A 16,005-nucleotide genomic window follows, 5' to 3' on the forward strand; every position below is an offset into this window, starting at 1 on the left:
TCCAGTGTCACGGATACGATTCGTTGCACGCTTTCGCCTACTCACCCGCTAGGAAGCTGCCGTCGCCGCCGGTGCGGTCTCGCGGCGATCGACGCCGAACCACCATGCGCGTTCATCGCTAAACAGCGGTAACACGACGCGCAAGAAGGTGCGGGTCACAATCACGGCAGTAAAGAGGCTGATCACAATACCGAGACCAAGCGTGAGCGCAAACCCTTTGATTAAGCTGACGCCGAAACTGTTGCCGAACATAAACAGTACAATGCTGGTAATCAGAGTAGACACGCTCGAATCGCGGATGGCCGGCCATGACTCGACAAACCCCAACTCTAGTGCATTGCGAATATCACGACCCCGGCGGTACTCTTCGCGCAAGCGGGCAAAGATCAGCACGTTCGCATCGACTGCCAACCCGATTGAAAGGATAAAGCCGGCAATACCCGGCAGAGTCAGCGTCACCGGGATCAAGCGGTAAATGGCGAAGCTGATGGCCGTATAAATCAAGAGTGCGATGGTCGCGATCAGACCGGGGCCGCGGTAGAAGAGGATCATAAAGATCGCGACCACCGACAAACCGATAATACCGGCGATAATACTCGCAGATACGCTCTCTTGGCCGAGGGTCGCAGTCACGGTACGGCTGGTCTCAATCACCAACGGCACCGGCAACGCGCCATACTTCAGCTTATTAAAGATCTGATTGCGTTCAGCCTCGGTCGTTACCTCAATCACCCCGGAGCCATCGGTAAGCGCGGCACTGATCACCGGGCAGCTCACCACCACATTGTCAAGCACGATACACATCGGGCGGCCAACGTTGGCGGCGGTAAACGAGGCCAAGCTACGGGCCGACTCGCCGCGGAAGGCGAACGCGACTGCCGGACGGCTGCCGAGCGTACCTCCCTGTGAGAAGGTCGGCTGCACGGCGCTAGTATCGAGATCGGCGCCGTCGGTGATGCTCTGATAAATCGGGCCGAGGCTATTCACATCGGTGACAGTGCCGCTTTCGAGCAGTTGCGGCGGGTTGGGGCTGTTTGAGGTGCGCACAATCGCGCCATCAGCCAAATATTGGCCCTGCGAATCGATAAACTCAAGCCGGCCAGTGCCGCGCAACGTCTCAATCGCCTGTTCGGGGTTAGCGATGCCGGGCAACTCGACGATGATGCGATCATTGCCGGCCCGCTGCACCACCGTCTCGCCAACGCCAAGGGCATTGACGCGCTGCTCGATCACCCCGGCGGCGGTGGCAATCTGTTCGGGGTTGGCATCAGGATCAGCCGAGCGCAACAAGACTTGAATACCGCCTTGCAAGTCAAGGCCAAGGCGCACGCTTACATCGCGGCCCAAGAAATTGTTGTTGGGGGCAAAATTAACGGCCAGCGCCAGCCCAGTCACGACAATAATCAATATCAGCGCTGAAAGATTACGGTTTTGCACGGTTGCCCTGCTCCTCACTCATGTCGAAAAGCCGGCCCATTATAGGCCGGCGACGGCGGCGCGTCAAGGCCGCCGTCGCGAAGGGAATAGCCAAGAACAACGCCTTCGCGTCGCGGCCAAACGCTGAGTAGCGACCCATCAGCGGCCAGTGGCGCGCAGCGCAGCGTCAATCGCGGTAAACAGTCGGCTCGAATCGACAAGCTGGCCATTAACACTAAACGATGGCGTGGCCTGCACGCCGAGCTCGGCAGCCGATTGCGCTGCGGCCAAGATCGCTTCGCGATGGGTGCCGGCCTGTATACACGCATCGAACTTGGCGCGGTCGATGCCCACGATGCCGGCGTAGCCGCTAAAGGTATTCAGCGGTGAACTGAGTTGAGCCCAAATGCTCTGGTTGGCGAAGATTTGGCTGTGCATCTCCCAGAACTTGCCTTGATCGCCGGCGCAGCGGGCGGCTTCGGCAGCCGGCAGCGCATTCGGGTGAATGTTGGTCAGCGGCAGTTCATGGTAGATGAATTGCACCTTACCGGTATTGATGTAATCGCGTTCGAGGATCGGCTCAAGGCTGCGGGTAAAGAACGCGCAGCCGGGGCACTGGTAGTCTTCAAACGCAATCACCTTCACCGGTGCGTCGGGGTTGCCCTTGTAATAGAACCCTTCAGCCGTGCGCCCGACCGGCGCAGTCGGCGTTTTGACTTCGCCCTGATTACGGGTGAGGAAGACGATCAGCGCAGTGAGGGCCAAGACCGCCACCACGCCAACCGCGATGTACAAATAGAGTAAACTGTTCTGTTTGGCTGCCTTGACTCGGCGGCCACGGGTGCTCTGCACGCTCATTGCTATCTCCTGACCTTACGCTGCCAAAACTCGCGCCATTATAGCTATTGCCCGATCCTCCGTCAATTAGCCCGCGAGGGTCGCCACAAACTCGAGTTCAAGCCGCACCTCATCAGCCACCGTGTCAACCGATGGCGAGTCGGGAATAATCAAGTTAAAGTCGCGGTAGAGCACGGTAGTCTTCGCTATCCCGCTGATCTCGGTCGGACTCACCGGCGTCACCGTGACGGTAAACGTCACCGGGCGGGTGACATCGGTAATGGTGAGGTCGCCTTCGATCATAACCTCAAAGGGCACGCCAATCGTAACCTTTTCTGGCAAACCAGTGATCACGCGCGGGGTGAAGGTAATCAGCTCGAATTGGTTGGTGCGCAAGATGGCGTTTTTGATGGCGCGATTGCGAAACTCGTTGTCGGTGGCGAAGGTGCGGGCATTGATCTGGATCACACCGACTTGGGCCGCCGATGGCACATTCGGGTCGAGCGCAATCTGACCAGCCACCTGATTGGCGCGGCCAACGACCGTTACAGGTTGGCCGCGCAACACCTCATCGATCAAGAAACGGGCTTCCGAGCGACTCTGGTCAATCACAAAGAGTTGCAACGCCGGTTCAGTTGCTGTGGTTGGTGAGGTTGGCGCAGCCGTTGGTTGGGCAGCCGTCGCTGCCGTCGCAGCCGTTGGTTGGGCAGCCGTCGCTGCCGTCGGCAACGCCAATGGCACCGCCTCAAGCGGGCCGCTCGCCGCTTCGGGCGGGCGGAAGACGTAAAAGACGAGCAGGCCCAGCGCAATCACGACCACGGCCCCTGCCACTACCGCCAATTGCCGGATGTTCATTATCGTATATCCTTCGTAGTACAGAATCTGTGCGTAATACCATCGAACATGATACCGGATCGGCGGCCTGAAATACCGTTTTCTCATCAAACATTTAGCTTTTTGCTATGACATATAAATACAATTTTTGCAAAAAAGTGCTATACTTGAGGAAGATAGGAAACAGGGAGTTGGGAGTAGAGCCGTGAAGGATCGGGCAGTACATACATACCAGCAGAATACGGCCTGCTTCGCGATCTACTGGTCACATGAAGAGCGTTTGCATCTCTGTACCAACTGCTATGCGTAGGAGGCATCCGATGGATCGGTCGAGCATGTTGTGGAAAGCGGCGCGAGTTGGGCTTGTGCTGTTGCGCTATGCGTTTGGCGCGACGTTTGCCTATGGCGCGTACCATAAGATTACGCGGGGTTGGCTTACCACGCCAGTGATGTGCCAGCATTTCGAGCAGCGTCTGTCGGAGATCGACCAAAACAGCTTTAGCGCAGCGTACTTGCGCCATTTCGCCATTCCGCTGTATCGCCCGATTGCGTGGATCTTGACCATCGGGCAGGTGATTGTGGCGATCAGTATGTTGACCGGCAAAGGAGTGCGGCCAAGCGCGGCGCTGGCGTTGTTTTTGCTGGTCAACATTAGCGCGGGGTCGTACTTTAACGCCAGTATGCCGCCTTATCTGATCACCGCTATTTTGTTGGTGTTGGATAAGGAAGAGGGCCGGTTGGCGTGGAAAGAAACCACCTTCGAGCAGCTTAGCGTGGGTGAGACGTTGTAGGCTATGCACTGCCGGGCGTGTCAGGCCTGGCAGTGTGCGGCTACTTGCAGGTGAATGAGGAATATGCTACAGTAAAGGCGGTGCGGGCGTAGCTCAGTTGGTAGAGCATCTGCCTTCCAAGCAGAATGTCGCCGGTTCGAGTCCGGTCGCCCGCTCCAGTTTGTCACTCTCGCCGATCATACCGGCGAGGGTTTATTGTTGGAATGAAGAGGCGCAAAGCGAGCAAAGGTGCAGAGATTCAAACGCAAAGGCGCGAAGGGCGTAGAGAGCGCAGCGGTTTTTTATTGTTTGTGCCTTTTGCGTCTTTTCGAGGCTCTTCCCCCGCTGTGTCTTCGGCGGTACAAAAAAGCAAGCCAAGGCGCAGAGACTCTTAACGCAGGGGCGCGAAGGACGCAGAGGGCGCAAAGGTTTTTTGGAAAGCGCCGCTCCTCGATTGTCATTGCGAGCCGCGCGGTGATGATGCCCCAACACCCAACCCCTCCCCCAGCGGGGGAGGGGCGGTCACGCAGACATATCATTCGCTGACGGAGGGGATTGCTGCGGGTGTGGCGCGCCCTCGCAATGACATTCACGCTCCCCGGTTGTCATTGCGAGCCGCCGGAGGCGGCGCAGCAATCTCCCGCTTCAGCGGGATGGATACCTCCACACCATTGGTTTGCACCTCAGCGGGAGCTTGCTGCGCGCATTGCGCGCCCTCGCAATGCCATGTGAGAAATCTGCGACTCTGTGACCGTACTTGTCACATTCCTCTGGTACAATACCAGCAGTTCGCGTGGCATGGTGATACCTGAGGAGTGCTTGTGTGACTCTGCTTGATCTGCCGTGGCAGACCCCCGAAGTTGGTCAGTTGGTGATGGTGCGTTCGCGCCTATGGCTGGTTGAGGAGGTGATTCCGCCGCCGGATCCCGGCCAGTCGATCCGGGTGCGGTTGGCTTGCGCCGATGATGATGCGCAGGGCCAGTCGTTGGAGGTGTGGTGGGAGTATGAACTTGACCGCCAGATTGTTCAAGATGCACTGTGGAGTGATTTGGCGGCGCGCGGGTTTGACCCGCCGGCCCGCTTTGCCGCCTATCTCAATACGCTGCGCTGGCATTGCGTGACCGCGACCGACCCCGATCTCTTTCAGGCCCCGTTTCGCGCCGGCATCCGGATCGATGCGTATCAGATGGAGCCGCTGCGCAAGGCGCTACGCTTGCCGCGGGCGAATCTGTTTATCGCCGATGATACCGGCTTGGGCAAGACGATTGAGGCCGGTTTGATTATGCGCGAGTTGTTGTTGCGCAAGAAGGTGCGCACGATTGTGGTCGCGGCGCCGCCGTCGGTGCTTGAGCAGTGGCAGGCTGAACTGGAAGAACGGTTTGGCTTGACGTTTGTGTTGCTCGATCGGGCGTATGTGGCCCGTATGCGCCGCGAGCGCGGCTTTGGCGTGAACCCGTGGCGCACTCATAGCCGGTTTTTGGTTTCGCACCGCTTGCTGATCGATCCGGCCTACACCGACCCGCTGCGCGAGTGGCTCGGCCCGTTCTTGCCCGGTAGTTTGCTGGTGCTCGATGAGGCGCACCACGCCGCTCCCGCTTCCGGCAACCGCTACGGGATTGAGTCCGACTTTACCCGCGCTGTGCGCGATCTGGCATGGCGCTTCGAGCACCGGCTGTTTCTCTCGGCAACGCCGCACAACGGCCACTCGAATAGTTTTGCGACCTTGCTCGAGTTGCTCGATCCGATTCGCTTCACTCGCGGCGTGAAGGTGCGCGGCAAGAAGGCGCTGGATCAGGTGATGGTGCGTCGTTTGAAAGAGGATATTCGCGCTGTGCAGGGCGGCTTCCCGCGCCGCGAGGTGATCCGGATCGAGCTGAGCGGCTTGCCGGACGATGCGCCGGAGTTGGTGCTGTCGCGCTTGCTCGATGAGTACCGCTCTCTGCGCGAGCAGCGGTTTGCGACGGCGTCGCGCAAGGCCCAAACCGCTGCTGCGTTGTTGACGGTGGGGTTACAACAGCGCTTGCTGTCGTCGATCGAGGCGTTTGCCCGCAGTCTGAAGGTGCATCGGGTCACGATCGAACGGCAGTGGGAGCGGCAAGCGGCGCTTGATGCGGTGGCTGAAGAGGCGGAGTTGCTGGCGGTTGCGCCTGACGCTGACGATGAGCGGAGCGCGTGGAGCGATGCTGAGTTGCAGGAAGCTGAGGATCAGGCGATTGAGGCGGTGACGGCGGCGACGGAAGCGGCGCTGTCGCCGGCGGCGCAGGTCGCCGAGTTGCGCCGGCGCGAGCAGGAGCTGCTCGATGAGATGCAGCGGATCGCTGAGGCCCATCGCTACCGGCTCGATGCCAAGACGCGCTATCTGATCGATTGGATCCGGGCCAATCTCTGCCCCGATCTGCCGCCGTTTGGCCAGCCGGTGACTGGCCCGCCGCCGCGCTGGAACAACCGGCGGGTGATCATTTTCACCGAAAACCGCGAAGGCACCAAGCGCTATCTGCTTGAGATGTTGTCGCGCGCGATTGCCGGCTCCGACCGGGCCGAGGAGCGAATCGAGGTGATTGATGGCTTGACCAGCAGCACTCGCCGCCAAGAGATTCAGCGCCGGTTTAACACCGATCCGGCCCACGATCCGCTGCGCATCTTGCTGGCGACTGACGCCGCGCGCGAAGGCTTGAACTTTCAGGCCCATTGCGCCGATCTGTTCCATTTCGATCTGCCGTGGAACCCCGGCCGGATCGAGCAGCGCAATGGCCGGATTGACCGCAAGCTGCAACCGGAGCCGGTGGTGCGGTGCCACTATTTTGTCTTGCCGCAACGGGCCGAGGATCGGGTGCTGGAAGTGTTGGTGCGCAAGACCGAGACGATCAAGCGCGAGTTGGGCAGTCTGTCGAAGGTGATTGATGACGATATCGAGCGGCGGCTGCGCCAAGGGATTCGCCATCGCGACGTGGATGCGCTGGTGCGCGAGTTGGAACAAACCGATCTCGATGCGATCCGCCGCCAGAGCATCGCCGAGGAGCTGGAGCAGGCCCGTGAGCGCGAACGCGATTTGCAAGAGCAGATTGAGCGCTGCCGCAGCTTGCTGGAGCGCTCGCAGCGGTGGACGAACTTCAATGCCGAGGCGTTCCGGCAGGCGTTGAACAGCGCGCTGGAGATGATCGGCGCGCCGCCGTTGCAACGCGATGTGGATGAGAGTGGCCGGGAGGTGTGGCGTGTGCCGGCGCACAACGAGCGGCTGGCGTCCGATCCAACGTGGAACGCGATCCTCGACAGTTTGCGCGCGCCGCGCGCGGCCAACCAGAGCCTGAGTGATTGGCGGCGCGCGGCGCCGATCCGCCCGATTGTCTTTGCCGATACCGGCGTGCTGAGCGATGAGTTTGTGCATTTGCACCTCGAACACCGGATCGCGCAACGGCTGCTGGCCCGGTTTCGCGCTCAAGGCTTTACCGAGCATCTGGCGCGGGCTTGCGTGTTGCGGGTGAGCGATGCGGCACCGCGGGTGGTGATGCTGGGCCGGTTGGCGTTGTTTGGCCAGAGCGCTGAGCGGCTGCACGAGGAGATTATCGCGGTGGCGGCGCGCTGGATCGAGCCAACTCAGCGCACCGGCCCGCTGGCTCCTTACGGTCGCGACGGCGAAGAGCGCGCGCTGGGGTTGTTGGAAGAGGCACTCCGCCGGGAACGCCATACCGAAGTGAGCGCGGTGGTGCAGCAGCGGTTGGCGCAGTCGGCGGCGAGTGACGTGGCCGATTTGGCCCCGCACCTGAACCGCCGCGCCGTTGAGGCTGCCGAGAAGGCGATTGCGCTGTTGCGCCAGCGCGGCGAGCGCGAAGCGGCTGATCTGCGCACGGCGATCGAGCAGCAGGCTCGCCGGGTGCGCGAGCAGTTTGAGCAGAGCCGCGCGGCGTTGCAGCAGTTGACGTTGGGCTTCAACCCTGAAGAGCGACGCCAGTTGCAGCTCGACCAGCGGGTGTGGGCCGAGCGGCTCGCGGCGTTCGAGCGCGATATCATCAGTGAGCCGCAGCGGGTGCGCGAGTTTTATGAGGTGCGCGCGCAGCGGGTTGAGCCAGTGGGGTTCGTCTATTTGTGGCCGGAAACCAACTAGGAGAGTCGGACGGCTATCCGGCTCCGCAAAGATCGCAGCGGGTTTTGTTGGGGGGTGGAAGTGGGCGAGGTGGTGATGCCTGATGGGATACAGCGCGCGCACGCTTTGAGTGTAAGAACCAAAAACCCTTCGCGCCCTTTGCGTTCTCTGCGCCTTTGCGTTAAACATCCTTTGTGCCTTTGCTCGCTTTGCGGCTTGTAGTCATACCTATCACCTATGCCAACCACCGATCCTGCCATCCTTGCCCATCTCGAATGGTTGGGCTTTGTCCAACCCACCGGCTTGGTCGTCTCGGCACCGGCCCTGGTCAGCGCCGGCGCCATTCTGCCCCGCTCCGACAGCGAGGGCCAGCGCCTGCTGCTCTCCTGCCTCAGCGAGGATACGGCGGCGGGCCGCTCGATCATCGCCGATTTCCGCCAGTTTGCCCGCACTGTGCTCGGCTGGAGCCTGTCGTCGCGCGGCTATGCCGGCGTGGACGGCGCCCCCATCCCGCCGGAGCTGACCGTGTCGTTGCCCGATTACGGCGAGACGCTCACCCCCGATCTAGCGGTGCGCGAGCGCGACCCCGCTCCCGGCGCGCCGCCGTGGCAACTGCTCGTGCTGCTGGTGCCGCCAGACGTTGACCTCGACCGCCCGTGGCGCGGCGCGGGCCGGCTGGCGTGGTCGCCTCACAGCCGGCTCGAACGCTTGCTGCGCGAGACCGGCGTCCTCGCCGGGGTGCTCTGCAACGGCCATGCCATTCGCCTGCTCTCCGCCCCGCGCGGCGAGAGCTCCGGCTGGTTCGATGTCCGCGTCGCCGATCTGCGCCTCACCGCCGGACGCCCGCTGGTGGCGGCGCTGCGCCTGTTGCTCAGCGAGCAGCGCCTGCTCAGTTTGCCCCGCACCCAACGCCTCGCCGCGCTGCTGGCCGAGAGCCGCAAGTACCAGAATACGGTCAGCGAGCGGCTGGCCGAGCAGGTGCTGGCCGCGCTCTATGCCCTGTTGCGCGGGCTGCAGGCGGCCAACGCCGAGCGCAATGGCGATCTGCTGCGCGACGTGCTGCGCGACGACCCCGACGCGGTCTACCACGGCTTGCTGACGGTGATGCTGCGCCTGATTTTCCTGCTCTACGCCGAGGAGCGCGGCTTGTTGCCCGCCGATGCGGTCTGGGAGCAATACTACGCGCTGGCGAGCTTGTACGAGCAATTGCGGGCCGATGCCGCGCTGTACCCCGATACGATGCACCACCGCTACGGGGCGTGGGCGCGGCTGCTGGCGCTGTTCCGGCTGCTGCACGACGGCGCGCCGGAGCTGGGGTTGCCGCGGCGGGCCGGGGTGCTGTTCGACCCCGACCGCTTCCCGTTCCTCGAAGGCCGGCCGCTGGGCAGCGTCCGCCAGCAGGGGCAGCGGATCGTCGTTCCGCGCATTCCCGACGGGGCGATCTATCAGGTGCTAGAGAAGCTGCTGATCTTAGACGGCGAGCGGCTGTCGTACCGGGCGCTCGATGTCGAGCAGATTGGGGCGGTGTACGAGACGATGATGGGCTTCCGGCTGGCGGTGGCGACCGGGCCGACGTTGGCGATCAAGGCCGAGCAGCGGGGGGGCGCGCCCACCCCGCTCGACCTTGCCGCGCTGCTGACCTGTCCGCCGGGCGAGCGGGCCAACTGGCTGCGCGAACAGACCGGGCGCGAGCTGCCGAAGGGGGTGCTGGAGGGGGTGAAGGCGGCGCGGAGCCTTGCCGATTTGCCCGCGGCCTTGCGCCCGGTGGTGGACGAGCGGGCGACACCGGACATTGCGCCGGCGGGGGCGCTGGTGTTGCAGCCGAGCGCCGAGCGGCGGCGGTCGGGGTCGCACTACACGCCGCGGGCGCTGAGCGAGCCGATCATGCGCGCGACGCTGGCGCCGGCGCTGGCGCGGTTGCGCGGCGCGGACGGCGCGCCGCCGCGTCCGGAGCAGATTTTGGGGCTGGCGGTGTGCGACCCGGCGATGGGGTCGGGGGCGTTTTTGGTCGAGGCCTGCCGGCAGTTGGGCGAGGCGCTGGTGGCGGCGTGGCGGGTGTATGGCGGGCGACCGCCGCTGGCGGCGGACGAAGACGAGGTGATCGTGGCCCGGCGGCTGGTGGCGCAGCGCTGCCTGTACGGGGTGGACAAGAACCCGGTAGCGGTGGATTTGGCGAAGGTGTCGCTGTGGCTGGCGACGCTGGCGAAGACGCAGCCGTTCACGTTCCTCGATCACGCGCTGCGCCACGGCGATTCGCTGGTGGGGCTGGGGCAGGCGCAGATCGAGGCCTTTCACTGGCAGGCCGGAGGCCGGCAGGCGGCGCTGGAGACGGAAGCGATCCGGCAGCGGCTGGCGAAGGTGGCGGCGCTGCGGGCGCAGATCCGGCAGGCGGACGGGCGGCTGAGCGACGCGGCGTTGCACGCGCTCTGGCGCGAGGCGCAGGCCGAGCTGGCGCAGGTGCGGGAGTACGGCGATCTAGTTGCGCTGGCGTTTTTTGCCGGCAGCACCTCGAAAGAGCGCGAAGCGCGGCGGAAGGAGTACGCGCTGGCGGTGTTCGACGAGGAGCGGTTGGCGGCGCTGCGCCACGAACTGGTGGTGCGGCGGCACGGCGAGCTGGCGCTCGTTCCGTTCCACTGGGAGATCGAGTTCCCGGAGGTGTTTCAGCGCGACAGGGGCGGGTTTGACGTGATCGTGGGCAACCCGCCGTTTTTGGGAGGCCGAAACCTGAGCGAAGCCTATGGCGAAACCTACTCGAAGTGGCTAATAGAGCTCCACGCTGGTGCAAGTGGAGGTGCCGACCTAGCAGCACACTTCTTCCGGCGGGCGTTCGACCTGCTGCGCGCGGGTGGGGCGCTGGGGCTGATCGCCACCAATACTATCGCCCAAGGCGATACCCGCGCGACGGGGTTGCGCTGGATCTGCACTCACGGTGGCGAGATCTACGCGGCGCGGCGGCGGGTGCCGTGGCCGGGGCAGGCGGCAGTGATTGTGAGCGTGGTGCATCTGGTCAAGGGCCGGTACCACGGCGTGAAGTACCTCGACAGGCGGGAGGCGGCGCAGATCACGGCCTTCCTGTTCCACCGCGGCGGCCACGACGACCCGGCCCGGCTGGCTGAGAACGCGGGCAAGAGCTTCCAAGGCAGCATCATCTTGGGGATGGGGTTCACCTTCGACGACACCGACACCAAGGGGGTGGCGACGCCGCTGGCCGAGATGGAGCGGCTGATCGCGGCCAACCTAGCCTGCCGGGAGGTGATTTTTCCCTACATCGGCGGCGAAGAGCTGAACAGCAGTCCGACCCATGCTCACCACCGCTACGTGATCAACTTCGGCGAACGCACCGAGGCCGCGTGCCGCGCGTGCTGGCCGGAGCTGATGGCGATCGTCGAGCGCAAGGTCAAGCCGGAGCGGATCACCAAAGATGCGCGGAAGTATCCGCGAATGGTGCTCGAATGGTGGAAATTTTTTAATCCACGACCTGAACTCAACGCCGCCATCGCCCCGCTCAGGCGGGTGTTAGCACTCTCGCGGGTGAGCCAGCACTTGGCTGTGACCTTTCTACCGGCGCGGATGGTCTATGCCGACTCACTCATCATCTTCCCCTTCGAGACATACGCGGCATTCTGCGCGCTGCAAGCCCGCCCGCACGAGGTGTGGGCGCGGTTCTTCGCCTCGTCGCTCAAAGATTGGTTACGCTATACCCCCTCCGACTGCTTCGAGACCTACCCATTCCCGGCGGGGTGGGAGAAAGACGCGGCGCTGGAGGCGGCGGGTAAGGCGTACTACGAGTATCGGGCGGGGCTGATGGTGCAGCGCAACGAGGGCTTGACCGCGCTCTACAACCGCTTCCACGACCCCGACGAAGATGACCCGGCGATTGTGCGGTTGCGCGAGCTGCACGCGGCGATGGATGCGGCGGTGCTGCGGGCGTATGGGTGGGACGATCTGCTGCCGCTGGCGTGCGAATTCGTGCTCGATTACGAGATTGACGAAGCGACGTGGAGCCGGCGCAAGAATCCGTACCGCTACCGCTGGCCCGACCCCGTGCGCGATGAAATCCTTGCCCGCCTGCTGGAACGCAATGCGCAGCGGGCGAAGGGGGGATAGCCGTAAAGAGACACAAAAGACACGAAAAATTTTTGCGTCGCTTCGTGGCTATTCCCACCGCAGTGGGGGATGGAGGAAGAATAACCGCAAAAAGACACAAAAAATTTTGTGTCTCTTCGTGGTTATTCCTAAAATCGTTACGTTTATCACAGGAGAAGTACCGTGACAGCGCAGACCATCAACCAACTTTGTGACATCGTGCGCGAAACAGCGTATGCTATTCACCGATACCACAGCCCCGGCCATCTGGAAAAGGTGAATGCCTTGGTGCATCGCTTGACGACATTAGGCTTAGATGTTACGTCACAATATCCAATCGCGGCGTTTGACGAGGATGGTACAATTTTAGGCGAATATTTTGCCGATCTATTTTTGGGTATTTGAAGTCAACTCGGATCGAGCATGGGTTGTTGATCAATGTTGGTGCGGCAAAGTTTGAGATTAAAAAGTATATCTGGACGCCGAGATAAACCATGGACAAATAATTTTTGAGGCTCTTGTGTCTTTTCGTGGCTATTCCCTAACCAACATCATGCAGGTGGTTATGACAAACACGCTCACCTCACTCGAAGTACGCGAACGGCTCATCACAGCCTTACAGCTCGACCTCGTCGGGCCGCCGGCGGACCACCCGCTCGAACGCGAACAATTGCCCGCCGATATCCGGCCATCCACGTGGTATCTCACCGGCTTCCTCATCCCGTCGGGCACCCCCGCCGAACGCGCCGCCGATCCCGACGAAGGCGACGATTTCGCCGTGGCTGCCGCCGCGAGCGGAGTCGAGCCGGAAGCCAACGATGAACGTCCGGCGGCGCGGAAAGGCAACTTTCCTTCGTCCATCGGCCTCACCTTTCTGGTTGACGCCGCCACCCGCGAGCTGGCCGTCACCTTCCGCTGGGGAGATTACCGGTTGGTCACCGCGCCGGAAGCGGCAGGGAAGCAGGTGTGGCAGCGTGAGCCGCGCGCCGAGACGGTCACGGTCAAGCTGGAGGGAGGGCGAACGCCAGCGCGTATGGTGCCCAACTCGGGCGGCTTGCAGTATCAGGTGGTTGAACACCCGATCGTCTTGCCGGGGCCGGAACAACCCCTGCCCCCCGGCGCGCGCTCGGTGACGATCTACCTGATCAACAACCGTCCCGCTGACTATGACCCGTTCGACGCGATGTATGCGTTTCAGGCCGAGATCGAAGTGCGCAGCGCGCGCCCGTTTGTGCCGCGCCCCAATCTGAGCGGTCTGCGTGCTGCCGAGTGGGATGAGCTAGTAGCCGATCTGCACTACGCCAATGTGCCGGAATACGCCGTTGGACACGCGGTGGCGGCTGATTGGGCATTGGTTGATGGCGCATGCACCGTCGTGCGCACGGCGTGGCTGCCGCAAGCCGCCGTCGAGAAGACGGTGACGGCGCCGGTACCGAATGTGGAACTAGGCATGGACGCGCTCGGCGCGCTGGCTGACGGCGCGGCTGCCGAGCAGGCCCTCCGCCCGTTGGTGACGGCGTACCACGAATGGCTGGATGAACAAGAACAGCGCAGCGCCTCCCTTGCTGGCAAGCGTGGCGAGACGGCGCGCGCTTTAGTGCGGCATGCCCGCAACGCCGCCAAACGAATCGCACGCGGCATCGACCTCTTGGCCCAATCGAGGCTGGCGCTCGATGCCTTTTGTGTCGCCAATCGCGCCATTGCCCGTGCCCTCCGCCAGCGCAACAAAATCGACCCCCCGCGCTGGCGGCCCTTCCAGCTTGCCTTCATCTTGCTCAATCTGCCGGGGATTGCCGATCCCACCGATCCCGACCGCGGCGTGGTTGATCTGCTCTTCTTCCCCACCGGCGGCGGCAAAACTGAAGCCTATCTCGGTCTCGCCGCCTTCACGCTAGTGCTCCGCCGCCTCCGCCACTGCGGCGACGGCGGCAGCGCCGGGGCCGGCGTCGGCGTCATTATGCGCTACACCCTGCGCCTACTCACCCTCGACCAGCTCTCGCGCGCTACCGGCATGATCTGCGCCCTCGAACTCGAACGGCAACAAGCGCCGAAACGGTACGGCCCGTGGCCCTTCGAGATCGGGCTGTGGGTGGGGAAAGGAGCGACTCCAAACCATCTCGGCAAAAAAGGCGACAAACGCGACGACACGGCGCGGTCGCTGCTCACTCGGTACAAGAGCGATCCACGCGGGAATTCGCCGCCCATCCCGCTTGAGAGCTGCCCATGGTGCGGCATGAGCTTCACGCCGTCCTCGTTCACCCTCGTGCCCAACGCCGACAATCCGAGCGCGCTGCGCGTCGTCTGCCCAAACTTTGACTGCGACTTCAGCGGCGACAACGCGCTGCCCATCGTCGCCGTCGATGAGATGATCTACCGGCGCTTGCCGGCCTTTCTCGTCGCCACCGTCGATAAATTCGCTGCGCTGCCATGGATCGGGCTAAGCGGCGTCTTGCTCGGCGGCGTCAATCGTTACGATAACGACGGCTTCTATGGCCCGGCTGAGCTAGGGCGGGGCCAACAGCTCAGCCAACCGCTCGCGCCGCCCGACCTGATCATCCAAGACGAACTGCACCTGATCTCCGGCCCGCTCGGCACGCTGGCCGGCCTCTACGAAACCGCCATTGACGCGCTCTGCACCCGTGAAGTCAACGGCAAACCGGTCGGGCCCAAGATCATCGTCTCCACCGCTACTGTTCGGCGGGCCCAAGACCAGATCCAAGCTCTGTTTGGCCGCCCGCTAACCGCCGTCTTCCCGCCTCCCGGCCCCGACCGGCGCGACTCGTTCTTTGCCCGTACCGTCGCAGCCAGTGTCACACCGGCCCGCCAATACATCGGCATCGCCGCGCAGGGGCGCAGCCCCAAAGTGATGATGCGCAAAGCGTGGCTGGCACTGATGGGAGCGGCGCAACGGGCCTATCTCGACGCAGGCGGCGATCGCAACCCGACCAACCCCGCTGACCCGTATATGACCGTGCTCGGCTACTTCAACAATCTGCGCGAACTCGGCGGCGCGCGGCGCATTTTGGAAGAGGAGGTGCAGAGCACCATCAAAGGCTATGGCGAGCGCAAGCGGGTTGGCGAAACGCGCGGTCTCTTCGCCAACCGCGAACGCTTCAGCGAAGTGCTCGAACTCACCTCACGGGTCAGCACGGCCCAAGTCGCTGAAGCGCGCCGTAAACTTAGCCTCTCCTTCGCCCAACCTGACGGACGCATCGACTGCGCCCTCGCCACCAACATGATCTCAGTCGGCCTCGACATTCCGCGGCTTGGGTTAATGGTCGTCATCGGCCAACCGATGCTCACCGCCGAATACATTCAGGCCACCAGCCGGGTCGGGCGTGACGACAAGCGACCGGGGCTGGTCGTCACCCTACTCAACATCCACCGGCCCCGCGACCGCTCGCACTACGAACGGTTCCGCCACTACCATGAAACCTTCTACCGCGCGGTCGAAGCCGGCAGCGTCACTCCCTTCGCCGCCCGCGCCCTCGACCGCGGCTTCGCCGGGGCGCTGGTCGCGTTGGCCCGCCACCTCGAACCGCGGCTTACCCCGCCGAGCGGCGTCGCGCAGATCAAACAGGTACGCCAGCTCCTCGAACAACCCCTAATCGAGATCTTTCATGCCCGCTTACGCCAGCAAGACCTTGACCACGACGATCTCAACGAGCGGCTGCTCTCGGTACAGCAACGGATCGGTGACCTGCTCGATGCATGGGAACGGATCGTTGAAGGGTACGCTAGCCAAGGTATCTCAGTGCAATACCAACCGTTTGAAGACAACCGCAATGCCAAACCGTTCTTGCGCGATCCGCTCGCCAAAGACTTCGACTTCGACGAGCAGCGCAAGTTCCGGATCGGGCGATCGTTACGCGATGTCGAACCGGAGGTAAACCTCTACCTGCGCGACCTCAACAACCAACCGGTTGAGGGATAGGGGCCCCTAGCGGTGGGTAGGGCACGGGGTGGGGGAACAGTTCAACC

General features: G+C 63.1%; 8 protein-coding genes and 1 tRNA gene. 6 read left to right on the top strand and 3 right to left on the bottom strand.

Translation table 11 applies throughout. The annotated features are described in order from the left end of the window. Positions 1-48: 48 nt before the first annotated feature. The 3 genes from secD to U9R61_RS04945 form a co-directional block, all read right to left on the bottom strand. On the bottom strand, positions 49-1,437 hold the full coding sequence (gene secD / locus U9R61_RS04935) for a protein translocase subunit SecD (protein WP_322487709.1): 1,389 nt from the start codon (positions 1,435-1,437) through the stop codon (positions 49-51). 138 nt (positions 1,438-1,575) lie between these two features. Beyond that, a complete protein-coding gene (locus tag U9R61_RS04940) occupies positions 1,576-2,274 on the bottom strand; it encodes a DsbA family protein (protein WP_322487710.1) in 699 nt (232 codons plus the stop codon). A gap of 66 nt (positions 2,275-2,340) precedes the next feature. After that, the gene (locus tag U9R61_RS04945; protein ID WP_322487711.1) at positions 2,341-3,108 is read right to left on the bottom strand and encodes a YceI family protein; all 768 of its coding nucleotides are present in this window, start codon (positions 3,106-3,108) and stop codon (positions 2,341-2,343) included. A gap of 299 nt (positions 3,109-3,407) precedes the next feature. Here U9R61_RS04945 and U9R61_RS04950 point away from each other — a divergent pair, with 299 nt between their 5' ends. From U9R61_RS04950 to drmA, 6 genes are all read left to right on the top strand, one after another. Then, positions 3,408-3,878 carry a DoxX family membrane protein gene (locus U9R61_RS04950; protein ID WP_322487712.1) on the top strand — a complete coding sequence of 157 codons (471 nt, stop codon included), beginning with the start codon at positions 3,408-3,410 and terminating at the stop codon, positions 3,876-3,878. Between the two features lie 82 nt (positions 3,879-3,960). Next, positions 3,961-4,036, top strand: a tRNA-Gly gene (locus U9R61_RS04955). Positions 4,037-4,680: 644 nt separating this feature from the next. Further along, positions 4,681-7,959: a DISARM system SNF2-like helicase DrmD gene (gene drmD, locus U9R61_RS04960; protein ID WP_322487713.1), complete on the top strand. Its 3,279-nt coding sequence runs from the start codon at positions 4,681-4,683 to the stop codon at positions 7,957-7,959. A 216-nt stretch (positions 7,960-8,175) separates the two neighbouring features. Then, entirely contained in the window at positions 8,176-12,045 is a 3,870-nt protein-coding gene (locus U9R61_RS04965) for an Eco57I restriction-modification methylase domain-containing protein (protein WP_322487714.1), read from the top strand. A 162-nt stretch (positions 12,046-12,207) separates the two neighbouring features. Further along, entirely contained in the window at positions 12,208-12,429 is a 222-nt protein-coding gene (locus U9R61_RS04970; protein ID WP_322487715.1) for a GxxExxY protein, read from the top strand. Between the two features lie 160 nt (positions 12,430-12,589). Continuing rightward, positions 12,590-15,958 (top strand): DISARM system helicase DrmA, encoded by a 3,369-nt coding sequence (gene drmA / locus U9R61_RS04975; protein ID WP_322487716.1) that lies wholly within the window; start codon positions 12,590-12,592, stop codon positions 15,956-15,958. Positions 15,959-16,005 lie beyond the last annotated feature (47 nt).

The sequence above is a fragment of the Chloroflexus sp. genome (assembly GCF_034431535.1).
Lineage (GTDB): Bacteria > Chloroflexota > Chloroflexia > Chloroflexales > Chloroflexaceae > Chloroflexus.

What these genes read in the sequence shown, in the direction of transcription:
- U9R61_RS04940 (WP_322487710.1), bottom strand. Translation starts at nt 2,274, where the DNA reads ATGAGCGTGCAGAGCACCCGTGGCCGCCGAGTCAAGGCAGCCAAACAG.
- U9R61_RS04945 (WP_322487711.1), bottom strand. Translation starts at nt 3,108, where the DNA reads ATGAACATCCGGCAATTGGCGGTAGTGGCAGGGGCCGTGGTCGTGATT.
- U9R61_RS04950 (WP_322487712.1), top strand. Translation starts at nt 3,408, where the DNA reads ATGGATCGGTCGAGCATGTTGTGGAAAGCGGCGCGAGTTGGGCTTGTG.
- U9R61_RS04965 (WP_322487714.1), top strand. Translation starts at nt 8,176, where the DNA reads ATGCCAACCACCGATCCTGCCATCCTTGCCCATCTCGAATGGTTGGGC.
- drmA (WP_322487716.1), top strand. Translation starts at nt 12,590, where the DNA reads ATGACAAACACGCTCACCTCACTCGAAGTACGCGAACGGCTCATCACA.